Genomic DNA, 6,470 nt, shown 5'->3' on the forward strand with positions numbered 1-6,470 from the left:
CCGAGATTTGGTTAGCAAAGGGGCGTATATTGGCGCTGTTGATCAAGGCATACATCGGGCCGGCAAACCACCTCCATTTCAAAGACCAACACCCAAATACCATTAAAAATGCTTTATCATAGCGCACTCGAAACAGCATACTCTTACAGCCGATAATAATAATGAACACCCCGTCACTCTCCTTACAAGACCGCAGATTCTCGCTCATTCTACTTTTCGCCGCGACGCTATTCACCAGCGCCACACTGATGTTTAGCCTACAACCGATGTTCGGCAAGCTGATTTTACCTAAATTGGGCGGCACGCCCGCGGTTTGGAATACCTGCATGGTGTTTTATCAAAGCATACTATTTCTAGGTTATATGTATGCGCATTTTTTATCGACACGCCAAGACACTCGGCGACAGCTTCAGATCCATGCCGCCGTCCTATTCATCAGTCTGTTGATATTGCCGGTCGCTTTGCCGGATAATCTATCGCCTCCAACCGAGACCAACCCGACGTTATGGCTGCTTGGCACACTTTTCCTGGCGATCGGCCTGCCCTTCTTTGTCGTTTCGGCCACAGCGCCTCTATTGCAAAAATGGTTCGCGCAAGTCGGCCACCACACCAGTCACGACCCTTATTATCTTTATGCCGCAAGCAATGCCGGAAGCCTGTTAGCCTTATTAAGCTACCCATTTGTGATCGAACCGAATATCGGATTGGCTTTGCAACAAATCGCTTGGAGCGGCGGCTATGCAGTCTTATGTTTGATGATTGTCGGTTGCGGGTGGAGCTTGTGGCAAAACACGCCGCGAACGGACGCATCGGCACAGGAAGACATCCTGCTGTCCCCTGAGCTCGACAACAAAACCCGCCTACATTGGCTAGCTTTGGCCTTCGTGCCGTCGAGCTTACTTTTGGGCTTAACTAACTTTATCAGCACCGATATCGCATCGGTGCCGTTGCTGTGGATCATTCCGCTAACGCTCTATTTGCTGTCTTTCATCATCGTGTTTTCGAAATGGAACCTAAAAACACATCCGATCATGACGGCACTGCAGCCGGTAATATTGCTACCGTTTATCGCTTATTCGTTCATCAATCCGGCAATCTTGCCCTATTGGCTCGATCTGGTACTACATTCAACCGCTTTTTTTCTAGCCATCATGGTTTGTCACGGCGAACTAGCCAGACTACGCCCCCACACGCGGCATTTAACCGACTTTTATTTGATCATGTCGTTCGCCGGCATGCTCGGGGGCATGTTCAACACCTTTGTCGCGCCATTCGTTTTCAATGCGGTTTACGAATATCCAATCATGATCATTGCGGCATTACTGCTGCGCCCCGGACTGGATATCTCGACCGGTTACCGCTGGACTATGCAAGCCGTTTTTCCGGCCATCGTGATTGCCTGCGGATTGATCATTTATTTAACGATCGACGACCTGCCGCAATATCTAGACACGATCGGCACGGGCTTGATTCTATTGGCCGGCCTGACTTATGCGTTCAGAAATCAGCCGTTATCTTTGGCCTTGCTGGCGGGAACATTAATCTTCTTCACGCAGGGCCTACATGGTTTGGTGTCCAACACGATTTTTCAGGATCGAACCTTTTTTGGCGTACTGTCTGTGCGTGAAAATGTTTTACTCGATGAACAAAACCGTCCGGAAAAATACCACGAGCTGTTTCATGGCACGACCAAGCACGGAGCGCAACGCTTGGCAGCCCATTTGGAAACTGTTCCGTTGACCTATTACAGCCGCCCCGGACCGATGGGTCAGTTATTTAAAAGTTATGACGAGCAAAACGGCGATTGGGTTATCGGCGCGGTCGGCCTAGGTGCCGGCGCGTTGGCCTGTTATGCCAAGGACAATCAACGATGGACTTTTTACGAGATCGACCCTTTGGTCGTCGAAATTGCCGAAAACCCGGACTATTTCACCTACCTGAAACGTTGCGGTCGCAATGTGACTCACAGCATCGGCGATGCTCGGCTATCGTTGGCGGAAGAACCGGACCGTAAATTCGATTTGTTGATCATGGATGCATTCAGCTCGGATGCCGTACCGACCCACCTGTTGACGCGTGAAGCCCTCGATTTGTATTTCGAAAAACTCAAACCGAATGGTATTTTGGCGTTTCATATCACCAACCGCCATTTGGCATTGAAAAAAGTGCTGGCCGACCATGCCAAACAAATGCAATTAGCCGCATTGATCCAAGAATTTAAAACGGACGGCTCAACACCATTGGTCACGGCCACAGATTGGGTCGTGATGGCGAAAGACGAGAAGCTATTGACCCCGCTCATCGCCAGTCGACTCGGAAACTGGGAAAAAATGCCGTTGTATTTTGACATGCGGCCCTGGACCGATGATTTCACGAATATCATCAGCATTTGGAAATAAGGATTTGACCGTAAATAACTTCCCTATTTTATGGAGAGTTCGGTTGCTCGATTGGCAGATGTCGGCGGCAAGGAAAGCCGCCGTCAAACCTACATGGACGTATTCACGGCGTCCTGTCAAGCGAGTTACCGAACCCTCAACAAAGCTCATAGCTCCAGGACGTTATTTATCGCGAAATCCTAGCATGAAAAAACCGGTTGGTTACCTACCTGCCCTGCTGATTTGCTGCGCCTTGCCCGTTCACGCGGTCGACTGGACCGCGAGTAACGTTCAACTGTTGTATGGAGGAGATTTCGAATTCGGCCAGCCGAAGCGAACGACGGTCACGGTCGAACATGCCCATGGCTGGCAATACGGTACCAATTTTTTCTTTGTCGACGTCATGCCCCGCCACGATGTCGGTACCGAAGTCTATGCCGAGGTCTACACCTATTTAAGCTGGAATAAAGTAACCGGGCTCAATCTAACACTAGGTCCAGTCAAGGATATTTCATTGGCGTTAGGCCTCAACATCAGCAATCTACCGGAACAAGACCACTTCAAAGCCTATATGTTCGGTTTGAGCTTCGACCTAACCAATAGTCTATTCGATTATCTGCAATTCGACGTGACCGTCTATAAAGCCGACGATGTTAGCCACCGTTACGGCTTTCAATTTACGCCGGTTTGGAGCCTACCCTTCACAATAGGCTGTGTGAACTTTAAATTTCGGGGTTTTACCGATTTCAGAACCGGCAATACGAATACGTCCGGAAATTTCAATATTCTAGCGCAGCCGCAATTATTGGTCGACATCGGCAATTTGGCCGGTTGGAAAAAAGACACGATTTACATCGGCACCGAATATTCTCACTGGTATAACAAATACGGCGTCAAGGGTGTCGACGAAAGAGCGATTCAGGCTATGATCATCGGATTTTTTTAATGCTTACTCCGGCAGAGTCGTAAACCAAATGTAGCGAACTTATATCTTTCGCACTTCAAATTTCGGCAGTGCCTAAGGAGGCGCCGGGGTGCTCGGCAAAGGCTTTGCCAGCATGGATGCTGGCATAGAGCCTACATGGATGTATTCACGGCGTCCTTTGACGGGCCCCCGGTGCCGAATTTTGATCTACGATGAGTATAATATATCGAAGTGAAACAAAAGCGTTAGCTTGCATCTCTACGGGAAACTATAGATCAACCGTTAATCAGCATATGTGCGCCGATACTGGCCGCATAGCCTAATGCAATCGCGGGTGTCCATTTCAAATGACTGAAAAAGGTATAATGGCCACGCGCCTGACCCATCAACGCGACACCGGCCGCCGAACCGACCGACAGCAAACTACCGCCGACGCCCGCAGTCAATGTGACCAACAACCATTGTACTTCGGGCATGTCGGGATTCATCGTTAATACCGCAAACATGACTGGAATGTTATCGACAATCGCGGACATTACACCGACGATAATATTGGCGTAAGTCGCGCCTAATTCGCCGTAAATAAATTCCGAAGCGATGCTCAAATAACCGATAAAGCCCAAGCCGCCGACACACATGATGACGCCGTAAAAAAAGAACAACGTGTCCCACTCGGCTTTAGCGATCTGGCTGAAGACATTGAAACCGCTGCCTTGACCTTCGCTGCCCGGAACCGAATCGAAGCTGGAAAACTCGCGTCGATGCTTCATGCGCAGGTAATAACCGAAAAATTTCAGGTACCCAAGACCGGTTAACATGCCGAAGGCCGATGGCAGATGCAAAACCTGATGAAATAGTACCGCTGTTAAGATAGTCAATAAGAACAGACCGACAATGACCAAACCGCCATGTTTGATCTCGGCGCTGTCTTCTTCCGGTAAAGTTGGTAAACCCACCGGAATAAAATAATGCATGATCGCGGCCGGCACGACAAAATTGACGACCGAAGGAACAAACAGCTTGAAAAAGTCACCAAAGTCGATAATGCCTTTTTGCCAAACCATCAGCGTCGTGATATCGCCGAACGGGCTAAACGCACCTCCGGCATTCGCAGCGACGACGATATTGACACAGGATATCGCGACAAACTCCGGCCTACTTGAGCCGACCGTCATCACCACGGTACACATAATCAGCGCGGTCGTCAGGTTATCGGCTATCGGTGAAATAAAGAAGGCGAGAATACCGGTCATCCAAAACATTTGCCGATAACTGAATCCTTTCGAAACCAACCAGAAGTGCAATGCCTGAAAAACATCCCGCTCTATCATCGCACTGATATAGGTCATCGCCACTAACAAAAAGAAAAATAGCTCGGCATATTCCAAAAAGTTATGGCGCAACGCTTCTTCGGTCGTTTCATTCAGTCCATGCGATGCGTAGACATAGGCGATCATCGCCCAAATGATACCGGCCGCAAGCAGCACGGGCTTAGATTTTTGCAAATGTGTTTGCTCTTCGAGTATGACTAACACATAAGCAACGGCAAATATCAATAATGCAAAATAACCGACTGCATGATCTGTCAAATTGAGCGTTTCGAGCCCTATGGCCGAAGCGAACGCGGATGCCGGTAATAACAAGAAAAATAAGGTTAAAGGAATAAATCGGATAGGCAACATTTTCTTCACAAAATATATCCTAAATGACGTGAGGAGAGTCGCAAGGAGAAGTTGAATTCGCTTGCACAAAAATTAGCCATTATCCAATAAGTCGTTGAACGATGCAAAGCAAACACCCGTAACAACAATCTTAAAATACCCTTTAAAAAAAATGTTTTATTTATTTTTCAATCATATAATAAACAGTAAAAATGTTTTGAATCGATACTTTTTTGTATTCATAACCTCGAATTCCGATTCTCCTAAACTTGGACTTCAAATAAGCTGAAGCTCAAACGTAATCAGGAAATCAGTTGGAGCCAGTAATTCCCAGTTTGAGCAGTTTCGCTGATATTAAGGCGTGGAATATGCCTGTCGAGGAACCCCGTTCACCCAGCACCTAAATCCAGCACCTAAATTCCATAGGTCTTTGGCAATGATTCAAAATCATGGCTTATTTAGGTGCTGGATGAATTATCCCAGATAGTTAATCATAGCCAATGGACTATGGAATTTAGGTGCTGGGAAACCCGTCCTTGGGGCTTGACGGCCATCCGCATCAGGCTAAAACGGCCAACCCATATCCGCTCTTTTCCAAGTTGCTATTAAAGCGGAGAGCAGGCTTGGCTTGACGCGTATGTAGCCTAACCCCTTCATACTGAAAATCGCTAAAGCTTACTGAAGGTGCAGGGTATGCTTACCGTTATCGAAGCATCCCTGCAAAATTGAATAATTTTTCAGTAAGAAGGAGGCATAATCGGCTCAATGCCTTCGAACTCGACGGTTGGGTGGTGCTTTTTAATCAACCGACTAATTTCATCAATTTTATTTTTATTTATATCGACCAACACTAACAGCTGCCCTTCTTCTATAGCTTGCTCGAATTGCCTTAAGCGAGAATTACCCGAATTCATCCCCGAAAGCCCTCCCATCAGAGAACCAATAGTCGCGCCGGCTAAAAGTACGCCCAATATAGGACCTCCGGCAATCGCAAAACCTGCAAACCGTAATCCTACCAACCCCGCCAGCACTCCTGTCGAACCGCCGAGCGCTGCGCCCCGCTCGGCAGCGGCAAGAAAATCCGTTTTTATCGTCACGCCCGCTTCCGGCAGCCCTTCGAGCGGCGTATCGCGTTTCGCCAAAATATGAATATGGCACTCCTCGATGCCTTCGGACTTAAGTTCATCGACAATTTTATGCGTGGTGGCAATATCCGGAACCAAAAAATAGATTCGTCTCATGATCTTCTCCGCAAAATTAGCAGGATAACATCCAAATCGATATAAAACTCCCTTCTCTACATTGATTCCGATTTTCAAGGGTCGGTTCAACAATTATTCGAAATTGACAGTAGCAATAGTTTAAGCATTACGACCCGGAAAAATCCCCACTGAACTCCTTAGATTGAAACCTAAGGAGCCATTCACCGTTAACGGTGAGCGGTGAGCGGTGAGCGGTGAATAGTGAATAGTGAATAGTGAATAGTGAATAGTGAATAGTGAATAG

General features: G+C 47.6%; 4 protein-coding genes. 2 read left to right on the forward strand and 2 right to left on the reverse strand.

What is annotated here, in order from left to right; all coding sequences use genetic code 11:
- Positions 1-161: 161 nt before the first annotated feature.
- Both ACRJJO_RS14440 and ACRJJO_RS14445 read left to right on the forward strand, forming a co-directional pair.
- The gene (locus ACRJJO_RS14440; RefSeq protein ID WP_431066387.1) at positions 162-2,399 is read left to right on the forward strand and encodes a fused MFS/spermidine synthase; all 2,238 of its coding nucleotides are present in this window, start codon (positions 162-164) and stop codon (positions 2,397-2,399) included.
- Between the two features lie 184 nt (positions 2,400-2,583).
- Positions 2,584-3,324 (forward strand): DUF5020 family protein, encoded by a 741-nt coding sequence (locus ACRJJO_RS14445; protein WP_431066388.1) that lies wholly within the window; start codon positions 2,584-2,586, stop codon positions 3,322-3,324.
- A 254-nt stretch (positions 3,325-3,578) separates the two neighbouring features.
- On the opposite strand, the gene nhaD is transcribed toward ACRJJO_RS14445, so the two are convergent.
- Both nhaD and ACRJJO_RS14455 read right to left on the reverse strand, forming a co-directional pair.
- On the reverse strand, positions 3,579-4,985 hold the full coding sequence (gene nhaD / locus ACRJJO_RS14450; RefSeq protein WP_431066392.1) for a sodium:proton antiporter NhaD: 1,407 nt from the start codon (positions 4,983-4,985) through the stop codon (positions 3,579-3,581).
- Between the two features lie 716 nt (positions 4,986-5,701).
- The gene (locus ACRJJO_RS14455) at positions 5,702-6,205 is read right to left on the reverse strand and encodes a DUF1269 domain-containing protein (protein WP_431066389.1); all 504 of its coding nucleotides are present in this window, start codon (positions 6,203-6,205) and stop codon (positions 5,702-5,704) included.
- Between the last annotated feature and the right edge of the window lie 265 nt (positions 6,206-6,470).

Source organism: Methylotuvimicrobium sp., assembly GCF_050611805.1.
In the GTDB taxonomy this organism is placed as follows: Bacteria; Pseudomonadota; Gammaproteobacteria; order Methylococcales; family Methylomonadaceae; genus Methylotuvimicrobium.

Excerpts from the sequence above, each read along its gene's own strand:
- nhaD (WP_431066392.1), bottom strand. The coding sequence starts at position 4,985 with ATGTTGCCTATCCGATTTATTCCTTTAACCTTATTTTTCTTGTTATTA.
- ACRJJO_RS14455 (WP_431066389.1), bottom strand. The coding sequence starts at position 6,205 with ATGAGACGAATCTATTTTTTGGTTCCGGATATTGCCACCACGCATAAA.
- ACRJJO_RS14440 (WP_431066387.1), top strand. The coding sequence starts at position 162 with ATGAACACCCCGTCACTCTCCTTACAAGACCGCAGATTCTCGCTCATT.
- ACRJJO_RS14445 (WP_431066388.1), top strand. The coding sequence starts at position 2,584 with ATGAAAAAACCGGTTGGTTACCTACCTGCCCTGCTGATTTGCTGCGCC.